This window comes from Salana multivorans (assembly GCF_003751805.1).
Lineage (GTDB): Bacteria > Actinomycetota > Actinomycetes > Actinomycetales > Beutenbergiaceae > Salana > Salana multivorans.
On record NZ_RKHQ01000001.1, the window covers coordinates 1,011,154 to 1,037,346 of the forward strand.

The window sequence follows — 26,193 nt, forward strand, 5'->3', positions numbered from 1 at the left end:
CCACCACCTCAGCCGGCGTGCTCCTGCACCTCGACGGAGAGCACCTCGACCGTCCCGACCTCGACGTCGAGCGCGATCTCGGACCCGACCCGGTCGTAGACCCGCGTCGAGAGCGCGACGTCGTCGAGGTAGAGCACCGCGATCGAGCCGTCGACCTGCAGGTCGAGGACGTGCTCGCCCGGCTCCAGGACGACCGGACGCGCGATGCCGCGGTTGTCGTACCGCGGCCACGGGTAGCTCGGGTGGCGGTCGAAGACGAGCGAGCGTCGCGCGGTCGAGACGCCGTAGCGGTAGGAGACGCCGGACTCCTCGTCCTCCGCGAACCGCAGCCCGAACGTCGCGTCGCCGGCCAGGCGCAGCCGCACGAGGACGCGGTAGGTCTCGGCGTCGACGCTCCCGAGCGGGAGCCGCACGACGTCACCGGCCGAGGACAGCGTCACGGGCTGCGGCAGCCGCCCGGCGACCTCGCCGAAGGCGGCGGCCACGCCGTCGGGCGCCTTGACGCCGAGCGACCCGTCCGGGCGCAGGACCACCTCGTGCACGACGAGCGTTCCGCCCCACTCCCAGCCGCGCGCGTCGTCCTCGTCCTCCTTCGTCGCGACCCAGCCGAAGAGGAACTGCTGGTCGCCCTCCCCCGCGCTGCGCGCCGCGTAGTAGGCGCGGCCGTCGAAGGCGTCGTCGAACGGCGCCGTCCACGGGCCCTCGAGGGAGTCCGAGACCCGGTAGACCGTCTTGGACTCGCTGCTGTACTCGGTGATGAGGTGGTACCAGCGTCCACCGGCGCGGAACAGGTCCGGCATCTCCTGCATGGTGAACCGGCCGGGAGCCCAGAAGTCGCCGTCGAAGGTCCACTCGACGAGGTCGGTCGAGGTGAACGCGACGGTGCTGCCCGTCGTCCGCGTCTTCGGTCCCTCGCGGCGCCCGCCGAGGATCATCAGGTAGTGCTGCTTCTCCTCGTCCCACAGCACGACGGGGTCGCGCCAGTCGTCCGGGTCGTACCCGGGCTGCGGGGCCACGTGGAGCCGGTCGGTCTTCTCCCAGTGGATCAGGTCCGTGCTGCGGGCCACCTGGAGCACCTGCGAGGGTCGGCCCTGCGCCCGGTAGTCCCGGTTGTACCCCGTGTAGAACGCGAAGAACTCGTCCCCGGCCCGGAAGACCGAGCCGGCGAAGATGAACTGGTCCTGCGCGTCGTCGCCGCCGCCGGGCAGCACCTCGCCGTGGTCCTCGTAGGTCACGAAGTCCGTCGTCGTGACGAGCGCCCAGCCGAAGGGCTCCCCGAACGGCCCGGGCCGGCGGGTGTCGCGCTGGTGGAACAGGTAGTAGACGCCGTCGTGGAAGAACGGCATGCAGTCCCCGAACCATCGTTCGGCGGGCTGGTAGAAGATCCGGTGCACGGACATGTCCTTTCGGTTGGGTGGAGGTCAGGAGGCGGGCGCGGCGGCGCTCAGCGCCCGCCCATGCCGCTCAGGGCGATGCCGGAGACGAGGTAGCGCTGGAGCCCGAGCACGATGAGGGCGCTCGGGACGATCGAGATGGTGGCCGCCGCCATGAGGAGGTTCCACTGGTTCCCGGTCTGGCCGAGGAACATGTTGAGCCCGAGCGGGACGGTGGCCATCCGCACGTCGCTCACGATGAGCAGGGGCCACAGGAAGCTGTTCCAGTAGCCGATGAAGGTGAACACGGCGAGCGTCCCCATCGCCGGCGTCGCCATGGGCAGCACGATCCGGACGAACATGCGCCACCGGCTCGCCCCGTCGATGCGGGCCGCGTCCTCCAGCTCCTCGGGGACGGTGAGGAAGAACTGGCGGAGCAGGAAGGTGCCGAAGGCCGTGAAGGCCCAGGGCACGATGAGCCCGAGGTAGGAGTTGGTCCAGCCGAGGTTGCGCATGAGGATGAACATCGGGACGACGAGCACCTCCTGCGGGATCATGAGCGTCCCGAGGTAGAGCAGGAACACCCCGTCGCGGCCCCGCCACCGGATGCGCGAGAACGCGTACGCGGCCATCGCGGACGAGGCGACCACCATGACGGTGCCGATCGCGGAGACGACGATCCCGTTGACCATGAACCGCCCGAACGGGAGGTAGGTCCACGCGTTCGTGAAGTTCTCCCACCGGAGCGACGACCCGACGAGCGAGGGCGGCGACGCGAACACCTCGCTCGCCGGCTTGAGCGCCGAGGCGACCATCCAGACGAACGGCAGCAGGACGAGGGCGGCGGCCAGTGTCAGCAGGACCTGGGAGACGACCTGGACGAGGCGGGAGCGGGCACGGGCGGCGGTGGTCGTCGTCATCAGTAGTGCACCCACTTCTTCTGCCCGCGGAACTGGATGAACGTGATCGTCATGATGAGCATGAAGAGGAACCAGGCGATGGCCGAGGCGTAGCCCATCTCGTAGGACTGGAAGCCCCACTGGTAGAGGTAGAAGACGAGCGTCGAGGTGGCGATGCCGGGGCCGCCGCCGGTGAGGATGAACGGCTGCGCGAACACCTGGAGCGAGGAGATGACGGTCATCACCGTCGCGAAGAACAGGCTCGGGGTGACGAGCGGGAGCGTCACGTGCGCCAGCCGGCTCCACCAGCCGGCGCCGTCGATCTGGGCGGCCTCCGTCATCGTCGCCGGGATGGCCTGCAGCCCGGCGACGAGGATGATCATGTTGTAGCCGAACCCGGCCCACAGCGACATGAGGATGACGGCGGGCATGGCCCAGCGCGCGTCGCCGAGCCAGTTGGGTCCCGAGGTTCCCGTGAGCGCCTGGAAGAGCTGGGCGATCAGGCCGTCGTCGCGCTGGTAGAGCATGCGCCAGACCATCGCGTTCGCGACCATCGGGCTCACCACGGGCAGGAAGAACACGAACCGGTAGAACCCCTTGAACCGCACCCGCGACTGGAGCCACAGCGCGAGGGAGAACGAGACGAGGAGGTTGAGCGCGACGTAGCCGACGACGAAGTAGAAGGTGTTCCCGACGATCTGCCAGAACACCGGGTCCGTCGTGAGCATCCGGACGACGTTGTCGAGCCCGACGAAGACCCGCTCCCCGAGGAGGGGCCACTCGTAGAACGCGAGCACGAGCGAGGCGCCGATCGGAACGATCGTGAAGACGGTGAAGCCGAGGAGGTTCGGGGCGAGGAAGCCGAGGGCGGCCCGGCGCTCTCGGCGCATCGCGGGCCGCGTGTCGCGCCGCAGGGCCGTCGGCGGCCGCTCGACCGGGTCAACGGTGGGGGCAGACATCAGGTGCGCCTCTCGTGGACGTGGGGGACGGGACGGGTGAGATGGGGGACGTGAGGTGGGACCGGTTCGAGCGGTCCCACCTCACGTCGGTCGCGCGGGCGACGTGCCGGTCAGCCGGCCTGCTGCTGGACGAGCTCGAGCACCTGCGCCGGCGTCCTCGCGCCGCTGAACGCCTCGGTCGAGTACTGCACGAGGAGCGCCGAGACCTGCTGCCACCCGGCGGGCGTCGGGTAGGGGTCGACCGTCTCGAGCGCCGTCTCGATGGCCTCGCGGGCGCCGTCGACGCCGGCCGTCTCGTACCAGGACTCCTGGGCCGCCGTGTAGGCCGGGAACCCGCGGCCGGCGTCGGCGATGTACTGCTGCGCCTCCGGACCGATGATGACCGAGATGGCCTTCCACGCCTCGTCGGGGTTCTTGCACGACGACGTGATGCCGAAGCCCGTCCCCGACATCGTCGTGATCGACGTCCCGTCGACCGACGGCAGCGTCGTGAGACCCACCTCGAAGTCGACGGTCGTGCGCGCGTTGATGAGCTGCCACGGACCGTCGATGTACATCGCGGCCCGGCCGTTGCGCCACAGGTCGCTCGCGCCGCCGGCCTGTCCGCTGGCGTCGGGCGCCTGGGCGACGCCGTACTCGGTGACCAGCGAGACCTCGCGGCCGAAGCCGTCGACGACCCCCGGATCGGTGAGCGTCGGCTCGCCGTCCGCCATGTAGACCCCGCCGACGCTGAGCGCCCAGCCGAGCCACGCGTCCGGCGACCCGTTGACCGCCCAGCCGTAGGTGCCGTCCTTCGTGAGCGCCTCGGCCGCGGCGATGAACTCCTCGAAGGTCCAGCCCGGCTGCGGCTGCTCGAGGCCGGCCGCATCGAACAGGTCCTTGTTGACGTAGACGACGAACGGCCCGAAGTCGTACGGCACCGCGAGCTGCGCGCCGTCGGAGGTGAGCCCCTCGACGATCGACTCCGAGTAGTCGGCGATGTCGAACCCGGTCTGCTCGAAGTAGGGCGCGAGGTCGACGAAGAGCGAGCCGACGTCGGACACCCGCTGCGCCTGGAGGCCCGCGATGCAGGCGAGGTCGTTGCTCGCCGCCTGCGCGGTGAGCTTGTTGTAGTACTCGCGGTAGGGCGTCGACTCGAACGTCACCTCGATCTCGGGGTACGCCTCGGTCACCATGTCGGCGAGGTGGTTCCACACGTCGACCTCGGCCTGGGAGTCGGCCGACATCGCCCAGCGCAGCGTGACCTTCTCACCCCCGCCCGCCGAGCCGCCCGCGCCGTCGGTCGAGCCGCCGTCGGAGCCGGCGGTGCCGCCGCCGCCACCCGTCGAGCCCGAGCCGCATGCCGCGAGCGTCAGGGCGACGGCCCCCGCCAGGACGATCCCCGCATGCCTTCGTGCGATACGCATCATTAACTCTCCTTGTCTGACAACGATGTCAGGTCAGACTATGACAGCCGCTCTGCTAGGTTGTCAAGGAATGAGCTAGCCGGTGCACCGCCCGCTCGACCACGTTGTCAGAACGAGGCGACCGGCCGGGGCACCACGGACCAGGGGGTCGGACGTGGCGTCACCGAGCGGTCGCGCAACGATGAAGGACGTCGCCCGTCTCGCCGGCGTCGGGGTCAAGACCGTCTCGCGGGTGGTCAACGGCGAGCCGTACGTCTCGGAGGAGACTCGCGACGCCGTGGAGCGCGCCATCCGCCAGCTCCGGTTCCAGCGCAACGCCTCGGCCGCGAGCCTGCGCCACGGTCAGAGCCGCACGATCGGGCTCATCGTCGAGGACATCGCCGAGCCGTTCCAGGGCGCGCTCGTCCAGGCGGTCGAGCACGCGCTCGCGGAGCGGTCGGTGCTCCTGTTCACCACGACCTCGGCGCACGACCCCGAGCGCGAGCGGTCGATGGTGCGGGAGCTCATCTCCCGACGGGTCGACGGCCTGCTGGTGCTGCCGGTCCCGCAGGACCACTCCTTCCTCACGCCCGAGTTCGAGTCGGGGCTGCCGGTCGTCTTCGTCGACCGTCGCCCCGGCGGGATCGTCGCCGACCTGGTGGCGTCCGACAACCGCGGGGGCACGCGCGCGGGGACGGAGTACCTGGTCTCCCGCGGTCACCGCCGGATCGCCTACCTCGGCGACCGCGAGGCGATCTTCGCCGGGCAGGAGCGCCTGCTCGGCTACCGCGACGCGCTGGACGCCGCCGGGATCGTGTTCGATCCACGGCTCGTCGCGACGGCGGACCCGGGCCGGGAGGTGTCGGAGGCCGTGCTGCGCGAGCTCATGGACCTCGCCGCGCCGCCGACGGCGCTCGTCACCGGCAACAGCCTCCACACGATCGCGACGCTGCGCAGCCCGACCTTCCAGGCGCTCGACCTCGCGCACGTGGCGTTCGACGAGATCGAGCTGCAGGACCTGTTCCGCCGACCGCTCGACGTCGTGGCGCAGGACCCCGAGCGGATCGGGCTGCTCGCCACCGAGATCCTGCTCGACCGGATCCAGGGCGACGACGGGCCGCCGCGCGAGGTCCGGGTGCCGACGCAGCTGCGCGTGCGGTCCTAGCGCGAGCGATCGGTCGGCCGAGGGCCCGGGCGGTCACCCGGTCGGCCGACCGATCGACTCAGCTCAGGAGCCGCCCTTGAGGCGCTCGATGGCGTCGGCGTTCTCGGGGTCGGAGATGGCCGCGACGGCGGCCGAGCCGCGCTGGATCTCGGCCTCCCGCTCGGCCTCGGTGAGCTCCTCGGCCCCGTCGACCTTCTCCTCGCCGAGAACCCCGGCCGCTTCCTCGACCTCGATCGGGACGGCGGGCGGCATGCTGCGGTCGTACGACATGACATCTCCTCTCGTGGCAACGCTGGCACGAGGCGGGGTCGTCACCTGCCCCCGCGGAGACCTCGCCTCCATCACGAACGTACCCGGCGACCTCACCGTTTGTCTCCCCCCCCGGCCCGGAGCCGGGCCGCCCGGCGCTACCCTGGGGAGGCCGCGCGCCGCGCCGTCGACCGGGTCCGGAGGACGGCGGGGACGACGCGGGGAGGCCCGCGCGCTGCCGCACCAGCCGCACGGAGGAGTCCCGAGAGGATCCGCATGACCGTCCCCGACCTCGCTCGCACGCCGCTGCACGACCGCCACGTCGCCGCCGGGGCCACGATGGTCCCGTTCGCCGGCTGGTCGATGCCGGTGAAGTACACCTCCGACGTCGCCGAGCACCACGCGGTGCGCACCGCCGCCGGACTGTTCGACATCTCCCACATGGGGCAGATCGTCGTGAGCGGGCCCGACGCAGCCGCCTTCCTCGACCACGCCCTCGCGGGCCGGCTCGGCACGCTGGCACCGCTGCAGTCGCGCTACACGATGATGCTGACGCCGGGCGCCGGCATCGTCGACGACCTCATCGTCACGAACACGAACCTGCCCGGCGAGGGGACGCTCGCACCCGACGACACCGCGCCGACCCCGACCCGCTTCCTCGTCGTCGCGAACGCGGCCAACCGGACGGCCGTCGTGCGCGCGCTCACCGAGCAGCTCGTCCGGTGCGAGGACCCGGCCGACCGCTACGACGTCGAGGTGACCGAGACGGGGCGCGCGCTGCTCGCCGTCCAGGGACCGGCCGCGGCCGCGATCCTGGCGGACCTCGTCGACGACGGCACCCTCAGGCTCGACCCGGCCGCCGGGGTCGGCCTCGGTGACCTGCGCTACTACCGGACCGTTCCCGGGTGGTTCGCGGGGGGTGACGTCGTCATCTCGCGGACCGGGTACACGGGCGAGGACGGGTTCGAGCTCGCGGTCGACCCCGCCTCCGCCGGCGAGCTGTGGGACGCACTGCTCCGGGCCGGCGAGCCGCGCGGCCTGGTCCGGGCGGGCCTCGCGGCGCGCGACACGCTGCGCCTCGAGGCGGGGATGCCGCTCTACGGCCATGAGTTGACGACGTCCACCTACCCGTTCCAGACCGGTCTCGGCCGGGTCGTCGCGACCTCGAAGCCGGACTTCGTCGGCCGGGACGCCTACCTCCTCGCCGAGGCGGAGGACGACGCGCACCCCGCGCCGGTGCTCATCGGTCTGGCGCTCGAGGGCCGCCGGGCGGCCCGGGCCGGCTACCCCGTGCTGGACGACGCCGGCGCGCCGGTCGGCACGGTCACGTCCGGCGTCCTGTCCCCCACGCTCGGCCACCCGATCGCGATGGCCTACGTGCCGCCGTCGATGTCGGAGGTCGGGACGAGACTGGCGGTCGACGTCCGCGGGAGCTCACTGCCCGCCGTCGTCGTCGACCTGCCGTTCTACCGCCGCGCCAAGGAGTCCTGAGTCATGTCGCACCAGCGTCCCGCCCACGAGCACGCCTTCGTCGAGCGGCACGTCGGGACCTCCGCCGGGCAGCAGCGCGCGATGCTCGACGTCGTCGGCCACGACACGCTCGCCGACCTCGTGCGCGCGGCGGTTCCGGCATCGGTGCTCTCGCCCGGCGAGGAGGACGAGGGGCTCCGGGAGCCCGGCCTCGCCGAGCCCGCGAGCGAGGCCGAGGTGCTGGCCGAGCTGCGCGCGCTCGCGGCCCGCAACCGGCTCACCACCCCGCTCGTCGGGCTCGGCTACTACGGCACCCACACGCCGAGCGTCATCCAGCGCACGGTGCTCGAGAACCCCTCGTGGTACACGGCCTACACGCCGTACCAGCCGGAGATCAGCCAGGGCCGGCTCGAGGCGCTGCTCGTCTTCCAGACCATGGTCGAGGACCTCACGGGGCTCGACATCGCGAACTCCTCGATGCTCGACGAGTCGACCGCGGCGGTCGAGGCGATGCTGCTCGCGCGCCGCGCCGCGCGGTCGAAGTCCCGGACGTTCCTGGTCGACGACGACGTGCTCCCGCAGACCCGACGGCTGCTCGACCACCGCGCCGAGGCGGTGGGGATCGAGCTCGTCTACGCCGACCTGGCCGGCCTCGCCGCCGCGGACGGCGCGCCGGTGACGCTGCCGCCGACGGCCGACGGCGAGGGGTTCTTCGGTGTGCTCGTCCAGTACCCGGGCGCCTCTGGCCGCGTGTGGGACCCGTCGCCCGTCCTGGCGGCCGCTCGGTCCACGGGCGGGATCGCCGTGGTCGCCGCCGACCTCCTCGCGACGACGATCCTGCGCCCGCCCGGCGAGCTGGGCGCCGACGTCGCGGTCGGCACGACGCAGCGGTTCGGCGTGCCGATGGGCTTCGGCGGCCCGCACGCCGGGTACCTCGCGGTGCGCGCGGGCCTCGAGCGTCAGCTCCCGGGGCGCCTCGTCGGGGTGTCGAGGGACGCGGACGGCGCGCCCGCCTACCGGCTCGCCCTGCAGACCCGGGAGCAGCACATCCGGCGGGAGAAGGCGACGTCGAACATCTGCACCGCGCAGGTGCTGCTCGCGGTCATGGCCGCGATGTACGCGGTCTACCACGGGCCCGAGGGACTGCGCGCGATCGCGCTGCGGGTGCACGCCAGGGCGGCGACGTTCGCGGGACTGGCGCGCGAGCGGGGGATGGCGATCGCGCACGACGCGCTCTTCGACACGGTGCGCGTGACGGGGATCGACGCGCCCGGAGCGTGGGCGGCGCTGCGCGCCCACGGGTTCACGGCCTGGGTGGCCGGCGACGACGCGCTGCAGGTCGCGTTCGACGAGACGACCGGTCCGGACGTGCCGTTCCACCTCGCCGCCGTGCTCGCGGCGCACGCCGCCGGCGAGGAGGCGGAGGGGTTCGGCTGGACGGACCACGGCCGGGCGGCCGACGGCCACCCGGCGGACCTGCCGGCGTCGCTGGCCCGCGAGAGCGACTACCTCACCCACCCGACGTTCCACGCCCACCGCTCCGAGACCGCGATGATGCGCTACCTCAAGCGGCTCGCGGACGCGGACTACGCGCTGGACCGCGGGATGATCCCGCTCGGCTCCTGCACGATGAAGCTCAACGCCGCGACCGAGATGGCGGCCGTGACCTGGCCTGAGATCAGCCGGCTGCACCCGTTCGCGCCGCGTGAGGACGCGGCGGGGACGCTCTCGATCGTCGCCGACCTCGAGCGGTGGCTCGCCGCGCTCACCGGGTACGACGCGGTGTCGCTCCAGCCGAACGCGGGCTCGCAGGGAGAGCTGGCCGGGCTGCTCGCCATCCGGGAGTACCACCGCTCCCGGGGCGAGCACGGCCGCATCGTGTGCCTCATCCCGTCCTCGGCGCACGGCACCAACGCCGCGTCGGCGGTGCTCGCGGGCATGCGGGTCGTCGTCGTGGCCTGCGACGAGGCGGGCAACGTCGACGTCGGCGACCTCCGGGCGAAGGTCGCCGAGCACGCCGACGCGCTCGCGGCGCTCATGATCACCTACCCGTCGACGCACGGCGTCTACGAGGCGTCGGTGCGGGAGATCGCCGACGCGGTGCACGACGCCGGCGGCCAGGTCTACATCGACGGCGCGAACCTCAACGCGCTGGTCGAGTGGGGCCGGTTCGGCGAGATCGGCGGCGACGTCTCGCACCTCAACCTGCACAAGACGTTCTGCATCCCGCACGGCGGCGGCGGTCCCGGCGTCGGCCCGGTCGCGGCGAAGGCGCACCTGGCCCCGTTCCTGCCGGGGTTCGGGCCGCGCGACCGCGACCCGCTGGCCAACCCGGTCGCGGCGGCCCCGTACGGGTCGGCGTCGATCCTGCCGATCACGTGGGCCTACCTGCGGCTCATGGGGGCGGACGGGCTGCGGGACGCGACGGCGGCGGCCGTCCTCGCGGCGAACTACGTCGCGGCGCGGCTGCGCGAGGCGTACCCGGTGCTCTACACGGGCAGCGGCGGGCTGGTCGCGCACGAGTGCATCCTCGACCTGCGGCAGCTCAAGGCCGCGACCGGGGTGAGCGTCGACGACGTCGCCAAGCGGCTCGTCGACTACGGCTTCCACGCCCCGACGATGTCGTTCCCCGTTCCGGGCACCCTCATGGTCGAGCCGACCGAGTCGGAGGACCTGGCCGAGCTGGACCGCTTCGTCGAGGCGATGCTCGCGATCCACGACGAGGCCGCGCGGGTCGGCGCGGGCGAGTGGCCGCGCGAGGACAACCCGCTCGTCGGCGCCCCGCACACCGCGGCCAGCGTCGTGGCGACCGAGTGGGCGCACCCCTACTCGCGCGAGACCGCCGCCTACCCGGTGGCGTCGCTGCGCGGGACGAGTCGCAAGTACTGGCCGCCGGTGCGCCGGATCGACCAGGCGTTCGGCGACCGGAACCTGGTCTGCAGCTGCCCGCCGCCGGAGGCGTTCGCCTGACGCCTCGACGCCCGGCGGCCGTCGCGCGCTCCGTGGCCACGTCGGGACCGGGTGGCGGCGACGACCCGGCTCGGCGGTGGACACGGCGGACAGGGCGGACACGTGGACGGAGCGACCCCGGCGGTCAGCTCCCTCGCGACGGACGAGGCGACGGCCACCTCCTGCCCGAGCACCGGCCCTGACGGGTCGGCGCTCGCGCTACGTCAGTCGGCGCACGGCCGGAGCAGGCCGTCGATCGCGAGACCGCGGACCTGCGGGACGAGCTCGGCCGCGAGCGCCACGGCGTCGACGTCGAGCAGGGCGGCGAGCGCCGCGACGATCTGCGATCCCGCGAGGTCCCCGTCGCACGCGCCGACGAAGGCCGCCAGCCCCGTGTCGCAGCGGACCGTCCGGCCGAACCCGCCGCCGGCGCGCAGCAGGATGACCGACGGCGAGGGCTCGCCCGGGGAGTGGAACCGCTCCTCCGTGACGTCGCCGGCCACGACCCACCGCTGCGCGAGCAGCTCGGCCGCGTCGGCGTCCGCCCACCGCTGCACCGCGTCGAGGACGTCAGCGACGGTCGCACCGAGCGGCTGCGCCACGGTCCCCGTCACCTCCTCGAGCCGGAGCCACGGCTGCGCCGCGTCGGTGCCGTCGGCGGCGCGCCGCCGCAGCGTGACGAACCCGAACCCGACGCCCTCGACGGCGCGCGAGGCGAGGTCGTCCAGCCACGCCCGGTAGGCGATCTCGTACCCGTCCCGGTCGCGCTCGGGCGTCTGGCCCCCGTCGCGCAGCCACAGCTCCGCGTACTCCGCCGGGTCCTGCACCTCGCGCTCGACCACCCACGCGTCCAGCCCGAGGCCGGACACCCAGGCCCCGACCCGGTCCGGCCACGGCTCGCCCGCCCGGTGCTCCCAGTTCGCGAGGAGCTGGGCCACCCCGCCCGGCGCCAGCACCGTGCCGAGCGAGCGCACGAGGTCGCGGACCAGGTCGTCACCGGCCGCGCCGCCGTCGCGGTAGGTGTACTCGACCACGTCGGGCACCCGCGGCGTGATGACGAACGGCGGGTTGCTCACGACGAGGTCGAACGTCTCCCCCGCGACCGGCTCGAGCATCGACCCGAGCCGGGTGCTGACCTGCCCGTCGTCTGGACCGAGGTTGAGCAGCGCGTTGAACCGGGTGAGGGCCAGCGCCCGCTCGTCCACGTCGGTCGCCACGACGATCCGCGCGTGCCGCGCGGCGTGCAGCGCCTGGATGCCGCACCCGGTCCCGAGATCGAGCACCCGGTCCACCGGTCGCCGGGTCGTGAGCTGCGCCAGCGTGCGGGAGGCGCCGCCGATGCCGAGCACGTGACCCGCCGGCAGCACCGCGCCGCCGCGCGCCACCTCAGACAGGTCGGACGCGATCCACCAGTCGAGCTGCCCCCGCGCGTCCTCGGCGCTGTACGGCGACAGCTCGACCACGGCCTGCACGCCGCCGCCCCGCGCGCCGTCGCCCACCCGGACCAGCCCGAGCCGCGCCAGCCCGGCCGACCCGACCCGCGGGAAGGCGGCGTCGACGTCGTCAGCGGTCACGGTCTCGCCGAGCTGGAACAGCCGGACGAACGTGGCGATCCCGGCGCCGGACGGACGCTCCAGCGCGCGGCGCGCCGGGACGGTCTGCTCGCGGTCGAGGGCGCGCGACGCGACCGGTCCGAGCAGCGCGCGGACGGCGTCGACCGTCACGGGCGCCAGGTCGGAACGCAGGTCGACGCGCAGCTCCCGCAGGGCATCGAGGTCGGGGACACGCTCGGTCACCGGGTCAGCCTAGGCCGGAGGCCGTCCGCCCTCCGCGGATCGGGGCGCCGCCCACGGCTCGGGCCACGGCATCGACGCAGGTCACAGCGCTGACGCACCGATCGCGGGCCACGGGGCGCGGCGCCGACCCGCGGGGAGCGGACACCCGGTCGGGGCGGCCGGTCGCGGCACCCGGGCCAGGAACCGGTGGCCACGCTAGGGTCGGCGTGTGGATCACGACGGCGTCCTCGTTCCGGCCCCTGTCCCCCCCGAGCGGGAGCCCGGTCTGGCCGGCAGACCCGCGCCCCGCCGCGTCGTCGCGGCCTGGGGCCTGTGGGACTGGGGGCAGCAGACGTTCAACACGGTGGTGCTCACCTTCGTGTTCTCCGTCTACATCACCTCGGCGGTGGCCGAGAACGAGACGGTCGGCTCCGCGGCGCTCGGCAACGCGCAGGCCTGGGCCGGCGTGGCGATCGCGCTGCTCTGCCCCGTCATGGGCACCTTCGCGGACCGGATCGGGCGACGCCGCCAGCTCCTCGGCATCTCCACGATCGCCCTCGCCGCGAGCATGGCGGCGATGGTCGTCGTCATGCCCGACCCGGGCTGGCTCGGCTACGCCGTGTGGATGCTCGCCTTCGCGAGCGTGGTGTCGGAGATCGCCGGCGTCTTCTACAACGGGATGCTGCTGCAGATCGCGACGCCGTCCACGTTCGGCCGCATCTCCGGCATGGGCTGGGGGCTCGGCTACCTCGGCGGTCTCGTCGCCCTCGTCGCCAGCCTCTTCCTCTTCGTGCTCGGCAAGGAGCCGGAGACCATCCGGTACGTCGCGCTGTTCTCCGGGATCTGGACGGCCGTCTTCTGCCTCCCGCTCCTGCTGATCGGACCGGACACCCCGCCCGCCGACCGGGACGCCCCGCGGTTCTCCTTCCTCGGCGCCTACCGGGACATCGTCCGCCGCATCGCGACGATGTGGCGCGAGCAGCGCTACCTGCTCCACTTCTTCCTCGCGTCCGCCGTCTTCCGCGACGGCCTCGCTGGCGTCTTCGCCTTCGCCGGGGTGATCGCGGCAGGCTCGTTCGGGTTCTCCCAGGAGGAGGTCATCTACCTCGGCATCGCGGCGAACCTCGTGGCCGGTGTCTCCACCTGGCTGTTCGGCCGGTTCGACGACCGGGCCGGCTCCCGCGTGCTCATCGTCGGCGGGCTCGGCGTCATCATCGCGGCCGGCGTCGGCATCCTCCTGCTCGACGGCACGGCGGCGTTCTGGGTCTGCGCCATGGTGATCTCGGCCTGCGTCGGTCCGGTCCAGTCGGCGTCGCGCGCGCTGCTCGCCCGCCTCACCCCGCTCGGGCTGGAGAACGAGAACTTCGGGCTCTACGCGACGACGGGGCGCGCGGTGGCGTTCCTCTCGCCGTTCGCCTTCACCGTCGCGATCCGCATCGGCGGCGCGCAGCTCTGGGGCATCCTCGGGATCGTCGTCGTGCTCGCCATCGGCCTCATCGCGTTCCTGCCGCTGCGCGTGCCGGCCCACGCGGCCAGGGGCGGGGACGCGCGGGCGGTCACCTCCTAGCGACCGCCCACCCGACGCCTCCGGCTCCGTCCAGGCCGACCGAGTAGGGTGCGATCCATGGAACATCCGACGCCGGACCCGTTGGAACCGCCTCATCCAGAGCCAGGCGACCCGATGTGGCGTCGCTTCCGCGAGCTGCACCCCGAGGTGACCCTCGTCCTCCTGCCCGAGTCGGCCGCGCCCGCCGGCGAGTCCGACGCCACCGAGCCGACGGGCGAGCCGGTCGCCGCGGTCGACGAGGCCACGGCGCACCGGATCGCGGATGCGGTCGTCGCCGACGTCTACCAGGCGACCGACGCGCTGTCCTGCTGGGGCGCCGAGCCGACGCTGCGCTGGGCCCCGACCGGCCCCGACACGCTCCGCCCGACCGCCAAGGCCTACCTCGCCCCCGGCCGATGGGGCGTCGGCGACGGCGCGGAGCTCGCCCGGCGCGTCGCCGACCTCGGCTGGACCGCGCGGCTCAACCCGAGCGACGCGCTCGTCTGGATCGACGCCGGCCGCGGCGAGGAGACCCTGCGCCTCACCGTTTCCCCCAAGGCGCTCGGCGTCGTCGTGACTGGGCCGGCGGTGCGCGTGGCACCGGAGCTGCGCACGTCGCTGCGGACGGAGGCCGGCCGTGGGTGACGTCACCGTCGACCCCCGCACGCTCGAGGACGTCTCGGTCCAGTGGGGCGAGACCGAGCAGCGCCTCACCGAGGCGAGCGGCAACCTCTCCGGCGTCGCGACGAGCGGCTTCAGCCCGGACGTCGCGTCAGCTGCACGCACCTTCCTCACGACCTGGTCGGAACACGTGACCGGCGCCGCCGAGCGCGCGCAGACCGTGGCGGAGAACCTGGACGCCGGCCGGCGGGCCTACATCATGGTGGACGTCATGGCCCAGGGGACGTTCCAGCGCTGGCTGGTGGAGACGCCGTGAGCACCATCGAGGTCCCACCCGCCCTGCCGGAGATCCCCGAGCTGCCGGGGGACGCCGCGTCCGTCGAGACCTTCGCCGACGAGCTGCTGCGCGCCTCGACCACGCTGGACGACCTCGACACCACGGCCACCACGACGTCGACCATCGACGGCTGGTCCGGCGACGCGTCCGACGGCTACGCCCGGCACGTGCGCAGCGTCGCCACCGACGCCGGCACCATGTCGCTCACACTGCGCGCGGTCGCCCGCGCGGCGCAGGGCTACGGGGACGAGCTGCTGCGCCTGGAGGCCGTGCGCAACCTCCTCGAGACGGACGCCCAGGACTACGCCTCCCGCCGCTCGACCCTGCTCGCCGACATCGCGGCCGGCACGGAGGACGACGTGCCCGAGCTCCGCGCCCGAGCCGAGACCCTCGCCCGGACGGAGGCCGCCGTCGCGAGCGACATCGCGGCCTGGCAGCGGGACGTCGAGGCGAACGACACCGACATGCTCGACGCCCTTGCCCGCTACGCGACGCTGGAGCTCGCCCGGCAGGAGACGAGCGGCGGCGACCCGGCCGATGCCGCGATGACCAGGCCCGGCGCACCCGGGTCGGGGGCGACGCCGGAGCAGGTCGCCGCCTGGTGGGACGGGCTCAGCGAGGACGAGCGGCTCGCCGTGATCGCCGCCAACCCGGAGCTCATCGGCTCGGCCGACGGGCTGCCGGCCGACGTGCGCGACCAGGCCAACCGGATCCTGCTCGACAACGACCTGGAGGCCCTCGAGGGGCTCGAGGCCGAGGGCACCTACCTGCACCCGGACCAGCAGCGGCGGCTGGACAACGCCCGCGCCGCGCAGGCGGCGCTCGAGGACGCCGACGCCTGGACCGACCCGATCACGAACGAGAAGCCGGGCGGGCTGCTCCACCTGTACGACCCGACGGCCTTCGGCGGCGACGGCACCATCGCCATCGCGGTCGGCAACCCGGACACGGCCGACAACGTCTCGACGCTGGTCCCCGGCATCGGGACCGACGGCACGAGCGCCGGCACCTACACCGAGGCCGCCGGCAACCTCTACGACTCGGCCCGCCTGTCCGACCCGGGCTCGACCACCGCCGTCCTCATGTGGATCGGGTACGACCACCCGTCCGGGCCGGGCGACGTCCACACCTACGGCAGCGGGAACGCCGAGGCCGGGGGCGAGCGGCTCGCGCAGTACGTCTCCGGGCTCCAGGCGACGCGGGGCGACGACCAGCCGCACATGACCGTCATCGGTCACAGCTACGGCTCGGTCACCATGTCCTACGCCGCGACCGACCACGGGCTCGGCGACATGGTCGACGACCTCGTCTACATCGGCAGCCCCGGCGCCGGGAGCGCCGGGTCGGCCTCCGACCTCGGCTCCGCGACGGTGTGGGCCGGCAACGCCAGCCGCGACCCGGTCGTCATGACGGCGAACAACGGCTGGATCAACGCGGGCGGGCTGAGCCAGGGCCGCGACGTCGGCGAGGACACGTTCGGGGCGATCCGGTTCCAGGCCGAGCACCCCGACCGGAACCTCGGCGACCTCGAGGACCAGCCGTCGCAGGGCGACATCCTCATCAGCGGGCTGGCCACGGGTGCGGCCGACCACTCGCGGTACTGGACCCCGGGGTCGGAGTCGCTGTTCAACCTCGGGCAGATCATCGTGGACGACGACGACGAGGTGCTTCGCGCCGGCTACGTCCACGACCCCTGGTACGCGGGTCCGCAGGATCCCGAGTGGGGCCGGACGCCGACGCCGATCGACCCGAACCGGGGGCCGGACAGGTGAGGCGCGCCCGACTGACCGCGGTGCTCGTCGCCGCGCTGCTCACCGCGACCGCGTGCACGAGCGGCGGCGGAGGCGACGGCGGCCCGACCGGGACGGCGGGAGCGGGCGAGCTCGCGACCCAGCGCGCGGCGATCATCGGGGCCGCCGAGGCGGAGCTGCCCAGGATCGAGTCGGCGATCGGCGGCACCGCGTCGTCGGCCGTCGGCACGATGCGGACCAGCACGGCGGGCTGGAACCCGATCCTCGCGCGGTACGAGCTCGAGGTGCAGATCGCGCTGCCGCAGGAGCGGCCGGCGCCCACGGACGACGAGCTCGACGCGATCCTCGCCGGTCTCGGCTACCAGCCCTCCGCCTCACCGGCGCCCGACGCCGGCCAGCAGCACTCCGACCTCTACCCGGCGCTCGCGCAGCGGATCTCCGCCGACGGCACCCACACGCTGACCCTGCGGTACTTCGCGGCGACCGACGCCGTGAGCACGAGCGGCGAGAGCGTCGAGGTGCCGCACCGCCTCGAGCTGGGCTACCTCGGCGCGGAGGAGATCCGGGTGACGAAGGACGACCTCGCGGCGTACGACGAGGAGTTCCGCGACCGGGACCGCGAGCCCGGCCTCGTCGACTGAGCGCCGCGCCGGACCGCCGGAGGACGCCCGAGCGTCAGGGGGCGAGCAGCGCGCGGTAGAACCGCACGCCGCGGACCAGCGCCTCGGCGCCGACGTTCTCGTCGACCCCGTGGATCCCGGCGCGCTGGCGCGCCGTCATCCGCAGCGGGGCGAACCGGTAGACGCGCTCGGAGATCGGGACGAGGAACCGGGAGTCGCTCGCGGCCAGCATCGTGTAGGGGACGGCGACCGCGTCGGGGTAGGAGCTCTCGACCGCCCGGACGATCCGGTCCCAGCCCGCGTCCATCGGCGCCGGTGGGCTCGGCTCGCTCGCCGCCACGACGCGCACGCGCGCCGTGAGCCCGTCCCCGGCGCGGCGGCGCCGTCCGTGGACGGCCAACTGGACCACGCGGTCGACGTGGGCGGTCGCCCGCGCGACGGTCGAGCTGGTCGCCACCCGCATGTTGACGACGGCGACGGCCCGGGCCGCGATGACGTTGGGCGCGGCGGAGCCGACGAGCTGCGTCGCGGTGGTCGTGGTGCGCACGAGCGCCGCCATCTCGCCACCGAGGCGGGGCAGGAGGCGGGCGAGCACCCCGCGCAGCGATCCCGCGCGACCCGCGACCGCGGCGAGCGGGCCGCTCAGGTGCGGCGCGAGCGACTCCAGGAGCGAGACGGTGACGTCGTCGACCACGGCGGGGTGCGGGTGGCGCTCGAGCGCCGCGACCGCGCGGCCGAGCGCGGCGGTCGCGCTGCGCCTCGGCGGGGTCGACGCGTGGCCAGCGCGGCGCGGGTCGGCCTCGACGCTCACCTCCAGCGTCGTGAGCCCCTTCTCCGCGACGCCGACGACGGCCAGCGGCTCGCGGACCCCGGGGAACGCGTCGACCGCGACGGCGCCGCCCTCGTCCAGGACGAACGCGGGGCTGACGCCGCGCTCGCGCAGCAGGTGCGCCGCGGCCTGCGCGCAGGTCCCGGTGCGCTCCTCGTCGGCGCCGAGGAGCAGGTGGAGGTCGTTCACCGGACGCCAGCCCGAGACGAGCAGCGACTCGACCACCTCGAGGAGGACGAGGAGCGCGCCCTTGTCGTCGAGCGTGCCGCGCCCGTGGACCGTGAGCTCGCCGTCGGGCCCCGGGGCGACGACGCCGGCGAACGGCGGGTGGGTCCAGCCGGCCCCGGCCCAGTCCTCGTCCGCTCCGGGCGCCGGGACGACGTCCTGGTGGGCCATGAGCACGCAGGGACCGAGCACCGTCACGCCGCCGGCCGCCGCCCGGGCCGCGTTCTCGGCACCGTTCTCGTCCTCGGCCCGGCCGGGATCGCCCGGCAGCCGCAGGAGCAGCCCGTTCCGTCCCACGGCGTCGACGTCGGCCGTCGCAAAGACCGCGGGGTAGTGCCGGCGCAGGAGGGCGTGCAGCCGCCGGAAGGGCGCGTCGGCCGCGTCCGCCGCCGCGTCGTCGACCACGTCGCCGTCGGTCCCGACCTCGGGCGCCACCGTCTCCTCGCGCACCATCGCGGCGAGCAGCTCGGCCAGCTCGGCCGCGGGGCGCACTCCGTCCGCGGGCGGCGCGCCCGCGCCCCCGTCCACACCCCGGCCGACGCGACTCATCCGGCGGCCGCCTCGACCGGGACGGAGGTGAACGCGACCCGCGGCACGAACAGCAGCGCGACGACGGCGACGAGCGCCGTCCCGCCGCAGATCAGCCACGTGATGAGGTAGCCGGACAGGGAGCCGGCCGTCGCGGGACCCCCGTCGGCGGCGATGACGACCCCGGAGGCGAGGGCGAGGGCGAACGCCGAGCTGGCGAACGACCCGCCGACGGTCTTGGCCGTGTTGGTGAAGCCGGTCGCCATCGCGGTCTGCGTCGGCGGCGTTGCCGCCGCCGCGGCCGCCGGGAGGGCGGCGACGAGCGCCCCGGAGCCGAGGCCGGCGACCACCATGCCGCCGAGCACCTGGGCGACGCCGTGGTGGAACGGGACGAGCGCGAGGTAGCCGACCGCCACGAGCGCGGCCGCGCCGACCAGCACGAGACGCGGCGTGAGGAGGGCCGAGACCCGGGCGAAGACGCCGGCCCCGACGAGGACCGACAGCACGTAGCCCCCGATGATGTACGACGACGCGGCCGACGTGAGACCGAGGCCGTAGCCGTACACGTCGGGATCGGTCCGCATGAAGGTCGACAGCGGCCCCTGGGCGCCGAGCACGCTGACCCCGAACAGGCCGGCCGTGAGGAAGACCGGCCACAGCGCGGGCCGTGCCACGAGGCGCATGTCGACGAGCGGGTTCTCGGTCCTCAGCTCGACCCGGACGAACACCCAGCCGATCGCGACGCCGACGAGCACGAGGAGCACCACCCACGCCGTGATGCCGTTGAGCCGGACCATGCCGAGGCCGCCGGTCACCGCGAGGAGCGCGAGCGAGAGCAGGACGGCGCCGCGGGTGTCGAGACGCCCGCCGGCGCGCTCCGGGTTGTCCGGGACGAGGCGCCACACGACGACGAGCGCGATGGTGACGACGAGCGCCGGGACGGCCAGCACGACCGTGAGGTTGGGCACCAGGTGACCGAGCTGACCCGCCAGGAGCGCCCCCGCGATGGCCCCGCTCTGGAGCGCGACGACGATCACCCCGGACGCGCGGCGGGTGAGCGCCGCGGTGTCCGGCAGGCGCCGGGCGCGGGAGAAGATGATCGCCACGTTGAGCGGGAGCCACACCACGTAGAAGCCCTGCAGCGCCCACAGCAGCAGGAACGTGCCGAACGTCGGCGCGACCGCGACGCCCCAGGAGGCGAGCGCGGTGACGGCGAGCGACCACAGCAGCACCCGGCGGTGCCCGAGCATGTCGCCGAGCTTCGCCAGGACGGGGACGACGATCGCCGAGACGAGGAGCTGGGCCGCCTCGAGCCAGTTGACGTCGGCGTCGAGGATGTCGAGGCGGCGGGCGATGTCGCTGAGCACGGGGGCGTAGTAGCCCTGGAGGACGCCGGAGGCGAACTCGACGACGGCGAGCGCCCCGACGATGCCGCCCGCGAGCGCCAGGGAGCGGGCAGCCCTACCCGTCCGCGGTGACGACTGAGTCATGGAGGAATCCTGCCGCACGGCTCCGACATCGGACGACCGGTGGTGACCTCGGGCTACTCCTTGCTCCCGGACGACGCGAGGGACCCGGTGAACTGCCGCTGGAACACGAGCATGAGGACGAGCGGGACCAGGGCCGTCAGGACCGCCCCGGCGAACATCTGGCCGTAGTCGACCCCGAGCTCCTGCGCGAAGTCGGCGATCGCGACCGAGGCGACCTTCATCTGCGGCGCCGGCGCGATGAGGAGCGGCCAGAGGAAGGACTGCCACTGGAAGACGAAGATGATGAGCCCGGCGCCGACCAGCGCCGCCCGCGACAGCGGCAGGTAGATCCGCCAGTAGACCCCGAACCACGACACGCCGTCCATCCGCGCGGCCTCGCCCAGCGAGGCCGGGACGCCGAGGAAGAACTGCCGCAGCAGGAAGATCGCCAACCCGTTCCCCACCGCGGGGAGGATCAGCCCGAGGTAGGTGTTGCTCAGGCCCCAGTCGCGGAAGCTCGACGACAGCGGGATCGCGATCGCCTCGAACGGGATGAGGAAGCTGACCACCATGAGCGAGAAGACGACGCCGCGACCGCGGAACGGCAGCACGGCGAGCGCGAACGCGGCCGACGACGACAGCAGCAGCCCGACGACGATGGAGGCGAGCGCGACCACCACCGAGTTGCCGAGCGCCGCGACGAAGTTCCCGCTCAGGACGCCCGCGTAGTTCTCCAGCGTGAGGCTGGTCGGGACGATCGTCTCCCAGCTCAGGGGGTAGAGGTTCGCCAGGATGTCCCGCGTCGGTCGCAGCGACGAGGTGATGCTCCACGCCAGCGGCCCGATGCTCACGAGCGCGGCCGGGACCGCGAGGAGCAGCGACCAGCGACCGGCGCGACGCTGGCGCGCCGAGATCGGCTCGGTGTCCATGGTCACTCCCTCCCTGGGAGCAGTCGGAACTGGAGGCCCACGACCGCGATGACGATGACGATGAGGACGAGCGTCGCCGCCGCGGCGCTCGGGTAGTTCCCGAACAGGTAGGCCCGCTCGAAGATGTTGTTCATGATCGTGTTGGTCGACCCCTGCGGCCCGCCGCGCGTCAGGATGCGCACCGGGACGAACAGCAGGAAGTTGGCGACGCTGTCGGCCACGAGGACGAAGAGGAGCTGTCGTCGGATGGACGGCAGGGTGATCCGGAAGAACCGCTGGACGCCGGTCGCCCCGTCGAGCTCGGCGGCCTCGAACAGGCTGGGCGGGATGTCCTTGATGCCGGCCACGAGGAAGGTCATCCAGTAGCCGACGCCGACCCAGCTCGCGACGATGACGATCGAGAACAGGGCGAGGTCGGGGCTGATGAGCCACGGGACCGGCTCGATCCCGACGGCACCGAGGATGGCGTTGAGCGGCCCGTCCGGCCGCATGAGCACGCCCCAGACGATGGCGGAGACGGTCTGCGGGATCGCGATCGGCAGCAGGATCAGCGCGCGCCACACGCCGACGAGCGGGATGTGCTGGACGAGGACGACCGCGAGGAGCAGCGCGAGCCCGATCTGGAACGGGTTGACGATGAGCGAGAACAGCAGCGTCACCTTCAACGTGTTGAGGAAGTCGGGGTCGCCGAACAGGTTCTCGAAGACCGTGAGGGTCAGCGCCCCCGACCGGCTCGTGAACGCGTCGGACCCGGCCCGCACGAGCGGCACGACCCGCAGCACGACGAGCAGCGCGACGGCGGGCAGGAGGAATCCGGTGGCGGCGACGCCGACGCGGGTCCGCGCCGAGAGGTGCGGGCGCCGCGGTGCCCGCCGGGCGCCGCCGGCGAGGGGTCGCCCCGGGGCGGGCAGGCCGTCGGACTGGGTCATCTGTCTTCTCTCCTGGACCGCGCGCGGGGGCGGACCTCGTCCGCCCCCGCGCGCTGGGCTGAGGGGCTAGCGCAGCTCGCTGAGCTGACGCTCGAGGGAGTCCTGCGTCGAGCTGAGGACCGAGGCGGGATCGCCGCCGTTGCGCATGTCGGCGAAGGCCTTGCTGATGATCGTCTCGAACTCGACGTAGCCAATGCTCGCGGGACGGTGGACGGCGTGCTCGGCCGTGTCGATCGCGAAGAGCTCCTCGTACCCAGCCGTGGCGTCGGGCGCGATCTCACCGATCCGCTCGAAGTAGGCCGGGAGGGCCTCCTGGTGGACGGGCGGCAGCGCGTAGACGCTGGAGAGGGCCATCGCGCCCTCGGCCGTCAGGGTCGCGCACCTCGCGAACTCCCGGGCCGCCTCCTGCTTCTCGCTGTAGGCGCTGACGCCGACGGACCAGGAGTCGGTCGGCGTGGAGACGTCGCCACCCTCGAAGTACGGCAGGGGCGCCATGCCCCACCCGTCCGCCAGCTCGCTCTTCTGCAGGTCGGGGATGTGCGCGGGGATCGAGATGAAGTAGGCGAGCTGACCGCTCGTGAACAGCTCGCGCGTCTGCGTCGCGTCGATGCCCTTCGGAGCCGTGCCGTCGGCGTGGATCTGCCGGTACCACTCGCCGAACTCCACCCACGCGGGCGTGTCGACCTCGGGCTCGAGGTTGCCGTCACCCGTCAGGCCGGGCCCGCCGCCCGCGGAGGCGATGACGGGCTGCAGCGGGTAGAACCGGTCGACCTGCTCGAACTGCATGCCGTTGGCGGCTCCGGCCGCGACGGCGGCGGCCGCGTCGGACGTCAGCTCCTCCCACGTCATCCGGTCCGCGTCGGACGGGCCGGGGTAGGCGATGCCCGCCGCGTCGAGGAGCTCCTTGTTGTAGAAGACGAAGACGTCGCTCGTCCAGATCGGATAGGCGTACTGCTTGCCCTCCCACGTGACGGAGGTGAGCGACGCCGGCAGCAGCGCCTCCTCCATCGCGGGCAGATCGTCGCTCACGTCGGCGAGCCAGCCCTTCGACGCCATCGACGGGATGCGCGGCGGGTCGGTCGCGATGAGGTCGATCGACGAGTCCTGCGCGCCGAGGCGGGACTGGATCTGCGCGATGAGCTCGGTGAACGGGACCACCTGCTGCTCGACCCTGATGGTGGGCAGGGCCGCCTCGCAGACGTCGATCACGGGCTCCCACGTCTCGGCGCCGCTGGCCTGGAGGAGGGTGAGCGTGACGGTGTCGCCGCTCCCGTCCGTGGTGCCGCCGTCTCCGGTGGCGTCGCCGCCGCCGCTCTGGGTGCCGCACGCCGCGAGGGCGCCGAGCGCGACGGACGCCCCGAGGAGGGCGCCGACTGTCCTGGTCGTTCGCTGTGACTTCACTGTCGTTCCTTCTGCTGACCGGTTGTGGTTGACGAGCTGGGGCTCACGGGGTTGGGGGGAGGGCGCCGGACCGACCTGCAACCCCTGAGGCCAGGTAGTCCCGGATGACGTCCGGGGGGTACCCGAGCGACTCGAGGACGTCGACGGTGTCGGCACCCGAGACCGGGGGCGGTGTCCGCAGGCCCGGGACGTCACCGTCGTACGCGATGGGATGGGCGAGCAGGCGCGCGTCCTCGCCGTTCGCCAGGTGGGCGTCGAGGAAGGCGCCGTTGGCGCGCACCTGCGGGTCGTCGACGACGTCCGCGTACGTGCGCACGGGCGCGCACCAGATGCCGTGCTCCGGCAGCACGGCGAGCCAGTGCTCGGTCGTGCGCTCCCGCAGCCGGGTGCCGACGAGGTCGCTGACCTCCTCCCGCCGGCGGAACTGCTCCGCGCGGGTCGAGCCCCGCAGCGCGTCCAGCTCGAGCGCGTCGGCGAGCGCGTCGCCCGCGGACAGCGAGATCGTGAGCCAGCCGTCGGCGGTCTCGTAGGCGCCGTAGGGGGCCTGGTGGAAGCGCGAGGCCAGCCCCGTCGCGCTCTTCGGGTACAGCTCGGTGCCGTTGAGGTGGTAGCTCAGCGGCTCGAGCTGGAGGTTGAGCGCCGCCGACAGCAGGTTCGCGTCGACGCGGCACCCCTGCCCGGTGCGGGCGCGGCGCACCAGCGCGGCGAGGATGCCGAGCGCCCCGAGGGTGGCGCCGTGCTGGTCGACGACGGCCGTGCCGACCGGCGTCGGACCGGCGTCCGCGCCGCCCGTGAGATCGAGCAGCCCGCTGATGGACTGGATCAGCAGGTCCTGCCCCGGCTCCCCGGCGAGCGGGCCGCGCGGCCCGTAGCCGGACAGCGCGCAGTAGACGATGGACGGGTTCCGGGCGGCGACCGCCTCGTAGGAGAAGCCGAGACGCTCCAGCGCCCCCGGCCGGAAGTTCTGCACCAGGACGTCGCACTCCTCGACGAGCCGCCACAGGACCTCGGCCCCGCGCGGGTCGCGCAGGTCCAGCTCGATGCTGCGCTGGTTGCGGCCGGCCAGCAGGTAGAAGACGCTCTCGTCGCCGAGATAGGACTCGGCCCCCGACCAGTGCCGCTCATAGGCGCCGCCCACCTTCTCGACCTTGACGACATCCGCACCGAGATCGGCGAGGTACTGAACGCAGGAAGGTCCCTGGAGATAGTGGGTCAGGGACACCACCTTGATTCCGTCCAACATTCTGGTATCTCCCTCGATACACGCCCGCGCACAGGAGCCGTCTCCGTCGGTGCGCAGGACACTATGGAGCCGCGCGAGCGGGCAGCAAGTGCCTATGGAAATTACGTTTAGCCGGTGGCTAACGCACGTACTTCGTGAGGTGCCGGGCGACAGCGAGGAGCCCGCCGTCCTGGTTGCGGACGCTGACGCCCGCGACGGAGCGGTCCCGTTCGGCGTCGATCTCCTCGATCACGTACTCGACCTCGAGGGTGTCCCCGATGAAGGCCGGCGCGAGGAAGCGCACCCGGTCGTACCCGAGGCTCACACTGTCCGGCACGGGCTGCCGGCTCAGCGCGTACCGCGTCGAGGCGCCGGACATCAGCCCGACCAGCAGGGCGCCGTGGACCACGCGGCGACCGAACCGCCCGGCCGCCATGTACTCCTCGTCCATGTGGTTCGGGTGGAGGTCGCCGGTGAGGCCGGCGAACAGGTAGACGTCGCTCTCGCTCACCGTGCGACGGAGCAGCACGCGGCTGCCGACTGGCACGGCTCGCGTCCACTCGGGGGCGCCGGACACGTCGGGCGTCTCGTCGGCAGACATCTCCCACTCCTCCTCGGTCTCGGGGCGTCTCGGGGTGCCGGTGCGGGCGCCGCGATGCGGTCCCGCCACCGGCCCGTCACGACAGTAGGTCGACGGGTATGGTGACCGCAATCGTCTCGCAAACTAGCGTTAGGCAGTCGCTAATCATGAGATCCCTCGAGAATCCGTGGCCGCAGGCACCGGCCTCCCCCGAGACCCGCACGGTCCAGTCGGTGAGCCGCGCCTTCGTCGCGCTCCGCACGCTCGCGCAGGCCGGACGGCCGATGAGCCTGTCGGACATCGCGCGACGGATCGGCGTCAGCAAGCCCTCGACCTACCACCTCCTGCGCACCCTGGCGCTGGAGCGGGCCGTGACGAGGACGAACGACGGGCTGTACGAGCTCGGCTGGGGACTGTGGGAGCTGGGCAGCTCCGTCGTGCGCTCCAACGACCTGGCCCGGATCGCCCGGTTCCACCTCGACCAGCTCTCGGAGCAGACCGGCGAGGCGGTCCTGCTCAGCATCCTCGAGGGGCACGCCGTGCTGTACCTCGACCGCGGCCAGGCGAGCGCCGGCTTCGAGCTGATCGCCAACGTCGGTCGCCGCTCGTCGCTGCACGGGAACGCATCCGGCAAGGTGCTGCTCGCCCACGCGCCCGCGACGTTCATCGACGAGGTCCTGGCGACGCCGCTGCGCTCGTTCACCACGAACTCGATCACCGACCCCGGCGAGCTGCGCGCGGAGCTGGAGCGGGTGCGCGCGGCCGGGCACGCCGTCTGCTGGCAGGAGCAGGAGCTCGGGATGAGCAGCGTCGGCGTCCCCATCCGGGACCACGCCGGCGACGTCGTCGCCGCGCTCGCGGTCGCCGGGCCGGCGACCCGGGTCAACGAGAGCACCGCCGCCACCCTCGTCGACCTCCTCGAGGCCGAGGCGGAGGCGATCTCGGCCGGCCTCGGCCCTCGGTAGCACCTCGCTAACGTAAA

General features: G+C 73.3%; 22 protein-coding genes. 9 read left to right on the forward strand and 13 right to left on the reverse strand.

What is annotated here, in order from left to right; genetic code table 11:
* Positions 1-8: 8 nt before the first annotated feature.
* The 4 genes from EDD28_RS04610 to EDD28_RS04625 all read right to left on the reverse strand — a co-directional run bounded on the left by EDD28_RS04610 (position 9) and on the right by EDD28_RS04625 (position 4,637).
* Positions 9-1,394 carry a GH32 C-terminal domain-containing protein gene (locus tag EDD28_RS04610; RefSeq protein ID WP_123739930.1) on the reverse strand — a complete coding sequence of 462 codons (1,386 nt, stop codon included), beginning with the start codon at positions 1,392-1,394 and terminating at the stop codon, positions 9-11.
* A gap of 50 nt (positions 1,395-1,444) precedes the next feature.
* A complete protein-coding gene (locus tag EDD28_RS04615) occupies positions 1,445-2,293 on the reverse strand; it encodes a carbohydrate ABC transporter permease (protein WP_123738539.1) in 849 nt (282 codons plus the stop codon).
* Positions 2,293-3,231 (reverse strand): carbohydrate ABC transporter permease, encoded by a 939-nt coding sequence (locus EDD28_RS04620; RefSeq protein WP_123738540.1) that lies wholly within the window; start codon positions 3,229-3,231, stop codon positions 2,293-2,295. The genes EDD28_RS04615 and EDD28_RS04620 overlap by 1 nt, the downstream gene beginning before the upstream one ends.
* A 110-nt stretch (positions 3,232-3,341) precedes the next feature.
* Positions 3,342-4,637 carry an ABC transporter substrate-binding protein gene (locus EDD28_RS04625; RefSeq protein ID WP_123739931.1) on the reverse strand — a complete coding sequence of 432 codons (1,296 nt, stop codon included), beginning with the start codon at positions 4,635-4,637 and terminating at the stop codon, positions 3,342-3,344.
* Positions 4,638-4,791: 154 nt separating this feature from the next.
* Between EDD28_RS04625 and EDD28_RS04630 the strand changes: the two genes are divergently transcribed.
* Positions 4,792-5,781 (forward strand): LacI family DNA-binding transcriptional regulator, encoded by a 990-nt coding sequence (locus EDD28_RS04630; protein WP_245967915.1) that lies wholly within the window; start codon positions 4,792-4,794, stop codon positions 5,779-5,781.
* Between the two features lie 63 nt (positions 5,782-5,844).
* Here EDD28_RS04630 and EDD28_RS04635 read toward each other — a convergent pair whose 3' ends face one another.
* Positions 5,845-6,051, reverse strand: a complete 207-nt coding sequence (locus EDD28_RS04635; protein WP_123738542.1) for a hypothetical protein — start codon at positions 6,049-6,051, stop codon at positions 5,845-5,847.
* 255 nt (positions 6,052-6,306) lie between these two features.
* On the opposite strand from EDD28_RS04635, the gene gcvT reads away from it, so the two are divergent.
* Positions 6,307-7,521: a glycine cleavage system aminomethyltransferase GcvT gene (gene gcvT, locus EDD28_RS04640; RefSeq protein WP_123738543.1), complete on the forward strand. Its 1,215-nt coding sequence runs from the start codon at positions 6,307-6,309 to the stop codon at positions 7,519-7,521.
* A gap of 3 nt (positions 7,522-7,524) precedes the next feature.
* The gene (gene gcvP, locus EDD28_RS04645; RefSeq protein WP_123738544.1) at positions 7,525-10,470 is read left to right on the forward strand and encodes an aminomethyl-transferring glycine dehydrogenase; all 2,946 of its coding nucleotides are present in this window, start codon (positions 7,525-7,527) and stop codon (positions 10,468-10,470) included.
* A gap of 203 nt (positions 10,471-10,673) precedes the next feature.
* Here gcvP and EDD28_RS04650 read toward each other — a convergent pair whose 3' ends face one another.
* The gene (locus tag EDD28_RS04650; protein ID WP_123738545.1) at positions 10,674-12,245 is read right to left on the reverse strand and encodes a DUF7059 domain-containing protein; all 1,572 of its coding nucleotides are present in this window, start codon (positions 12,243-12,245) and stop codon (positions 10,674-10,676) included.
* A gap of 208 nt (positions 12,246-12,453) precedes the next feature.
* On the opposite strand from EDD28_RS04650, the gene EDD28_RS04655 reads away from it, so the two are divergent.
* The 5 genes from EDD28_RS04655 to EDD28_RS04675 all read left to right on the forward strand — a co-directional run bounded on the left by EDD28_RS04655 (position 12,454) and on the right by EDD28_RS04675 (position 17,120).
* Entirely contained in the window at positions 12,454-13,791 is a 1,338-nt protein-coding gene (locus EDD28_RS04655; protein ID WP_123738546.1) for an MFS transporter, read from the forward strand.
* A 114-nt stretch (positions 13,792-13,905) separates the two neighbouring features.
* Positions 13,906-14,415, forward strand: coding sequence for a hypothetical protein (locus EDD28_RS04660; protein ID WP_123738547.1), 510 nt, complete (start codon positions 13,906-13,908; stop codon positions 14,413-14,415).
* Positions 14,408-14,707, forward strand: coding sequence for a hypothetical protein (locus EDD28_RS04665; RefSeq protein ID WP_123738548.1), 300 nt, complete (start codon positions 14,408-14,410; stop codon positions 14,705-14,707). Before EDD28_RS04660 ends, EDD28_RS04665 begins: the two co-directional genes overlap by 8 nt.
* A complete protein-coding gene (locus EDD28_RS04670; RefSeq protein ID WP_123738549.1) occupies positions 14,704-16,500 on the forward strand; it encodes an alpha/beta hydrolase in 1,797 nt (598 codons plus the stop codon). Before EDD28_RS04665 ends, EDD28_RS04670 begins: the two co-directional genes overlap by 4 nt.
* Positions 16,497-17,120, forward strand: coding sequence for a hypothetical protein (locus EDD28_RS04675; RefSeq protein ID WP_148059548.1), 624 nt, complete (start codon positions 16,497-16,499; stop codon positions 17,118-17,120). Before EDD28_RS04670 ends, EDD28_RS04675 begins: the two co-directional genes overlap by 4 nt.
* A gap of 34 nt (positions 17,121-17,154) precedes the next feature.
* Here the strand turns inward: EDD28_RS04675 and EDD28_RS04680 are convergent, their stop codons facing one another.
* The 7 genes from EDD28_RS04680 to EDD28_RS04710 form a co-directional block, all read right to left on the reverse strand.
* Positions 17,155-18,702 carry a M20/M25/M40 family metallo-hydrolase gene (locus EDD28_RS04680; RefSeq protein WP_123738551.1) on the reverse strand — a complete coding sequence of 516 codons (1,548 nt, stop codon included), beginning with the start codon at positions 18,700-18,702 and terminating at the stop codon, positions 17,155-17,157.
* The gene (locus EDD28_RS04685; RefSeq protein ID WP_123738552.1) at positions 18,699-20,171 is read right to left on the reverse strand and encodes an MFS transporter; all 1,473 of its coding nucleotides are present in this window, start codon (positions 20,169-20,171) and stop codon (positions 18,699-18,701) included. The genes EDD28_RS04680 and EDD28_RS04685 overlap by 4 nt, the downstream gene beginning before the upstream one ends.
* A 53-nt stretch (positions 20,172-20,224) precedes the next feature.
* Complete coding sequence (locus EDD28_RS04690; RefSeq protein WP_123738553.1) at positions 20,225-21,079, reverse strand: carbohydrate ABC transporter permease; 855 nt, start codon at positions 21,077-21,079, stop codon at positions 20,225-20,227.
* Positions 21,080-21,081: 2 nt separating this feature from the next.
* Entirely contained in the window at positions 21,082-22,008 is a 927-nt protein-coding gene (locus EDD28_RS04695; protein WP_123738554.1) for a carbohydrate ABC transporter permease, read from the reverse strand.
* Positions 22,009-22,074: 66 nt separating this feature from the next.
* A complete protein-coding gene (locus EDD28_RS04700; RefSeq protein WP_170169357.1) occupies positions 22,075-23,409 on the reverse strand; it encodes a sugar ABC transporter substrate-binding protein in 1,335 nt (444 codons plus the stop codon).
* 43 nt (positions 23,410-23,452) lie between these two features.
* Positions 23,453-24,652 (reverse strand): CaiB/BaiF CoA transferase family protein, encoded by a 1,200-nt coding sequence (locus tag EDD28_RS04705; protein WP_123738556.1) that lies wholly within the window; start codon positions 24,650-24,652, stop codon positions 23,453-23,455.
* 118 nt (positions 24,653-24,770) lie between these two features.
* Complete coding sequence (locus EDD28_RS04710) at positions 24,771-25,232, reverse strand: MaoC/PaaZ C-terminal domain-containing protein (protein ID WP_123738557.1); 462 nt, start codon at positions 25,230-25,232, stop codon at positions 24,771-24,773.
* Positions 25,233-25,444: 212 nt separating this feature from the next.
* On the opposite strand from EDD28_RS04710, the gene EDD28_RS04715 reads away from it, so the two are divergent.
* A complete protein-coding gene (locus EDD28_RS04715; RefSeq protein WP_170169358.1) occupies positions 25,445-26,176 on the forward strand; it encodes an IclR family transcriptional regulator in 732 nt (243 codons plus the stop codon).
* The last annotated feature ends 17 nt before the right edge of the window (positions 26,177-26,193 follow it).